At 73.0% G+C, this 1,290-nt stretch carries 1 protein-coding gene and 1 pseudogene; both read right to left on the bottom strand.

Annotation, left to right across the window (positions count from 1 at the left end; all coding sequences use genetic code 11):
• A partial coding sequence (locus B4M60_RS15135) for a thiolase domain-containing protein (RefSeq protein WP_291085921.1) occupies window positions 1–1,108 on the bottom strand: 1,108 nt, incomplete at its 3' end.
• Window positions 1,105–1,290 (bottom strand): annotated as a pseudogene (locus B4M60_RS15130) (lipid-transfer protein); the annotation flags it as partial. The pseudogene B4M60_RS15130 and the gene B4M60_RS15135, both read right to left, overlap by 4 nt.

Raw genomic sequence — 1,290 nt, 5'->3', positions numbered from 1 at the left:
AGATGTGTATAAGAGACAGGTTCATGACCTGCCGGGCGGCCTCGGCAAAGCGGAGCATGCCGGAGGCGCCGATCGGGTTGGAGCACAGGACCCCGCCGGACGGGTTGACGGGCAGCGAGCCGTCGCGGGCGGTGGCCCCGGACTCGACCATCTTCCACCCCTCGCCCTCGGCGCAGAAGCCCAGGTTCTCCAGCCACATGGGCTCGAACCAGGAGAAGGGCACGTAGATCTCGGCCGCGTCGATCTCCTCGGCCGGGTTGGTGATCCCGGCCTCGGCCCACAGCGCGGCGGCGGCGTCGCGGCCGGCCTGCGGGTTGCGGTAGTTGCGGAACGCGTAGGTGCCGGGCTCGGTGCGCAGCGCGGTGGCGTGGATCCACGCCACCTGCCGGCCGGCGGACTCGACCGCCTCGGCCGCGTCGGCGTCGCCGATCACGATCGCGCAGGCGCCGTCGGAGGACGGGCAGGTCTCGTCGAACCTGATCGGGTCCCACAGCATCTGGCCGGCCAGCACCTTGTCCACGGTGATGTCGGGCTGCTTGAGGTGCGCGTGCGGGTTGATGGAGCCGTTGAGCCGGTCCTTGACCGCGACCATCGCGCCCACGTGCTCGGGGGCGCCGGTGGTGCGGATGTACGAGCGCACGTGGGGGGCGAAGTAGCCGCCGGCCCCGGCGCCCACGGGCGCGGTGAACGGCACGGGAAGCGAGAGCGCCCACATGGCGTTGGACTCGGACTGCTTCTCCCACGCCACGGCCAGGACGCGGCGGTAGCGGCCGGACTGCACGTGGGAGGCGGCGACGACCGCGGTGGAGCCGCCGACGGACCCGGCCGTGTGGACGCGCAGGAGCGGCTTGCCGACGGCGCCGAGCGCATCGGCCATCATCAGCTCCGGCATCATGACGCCCTCGAAGAGGTCGGGGGCCTTGCCCACGATCACCGCGTCGATGTCCTCCCAGCCCACCCCGGCGTCGGACATGGCGGCGTCGATCGCCTCGCGGCAGAGCCCGGCCATGGAGACGTCGGCGCGTCGGGAGACGTGGTGGGTCTGGCCGGTGCCGAGGACGGCGGCGGGCAGACCGGAGCCGTGGGGTCCGGATGCGGGGGCGCTCATGCGGGGCGTCCTTCCAGGAGGCAGATGAGGTTCTGCTGGAGCAGGTGGCCGCTGGTGGCGTGGGCCAGGGCGCGCTCGGCGCGGCCCTCCATGACGTCGTTGGCGGCGTAGCCGATGCGCTCGAGCCCGGCCGAGAACAGCGGGTCCGCCAGCAGGGAGCCGCCGGACGGGGTGACGGCCAC

Source organism: Dietzia sp. UBA5065, from assembly GCA_002415925.1.
Taxonomy (GTDB): Bacteria; Actinomycetota; Actinomycetes; order Mycobacteriales; family Mycobacteriaceae; genus Dietzia.
Note: the sequence above shows the minus strand (reverse complement) of the source record. Positions and strands in the feature narration are given on the sequence as shown.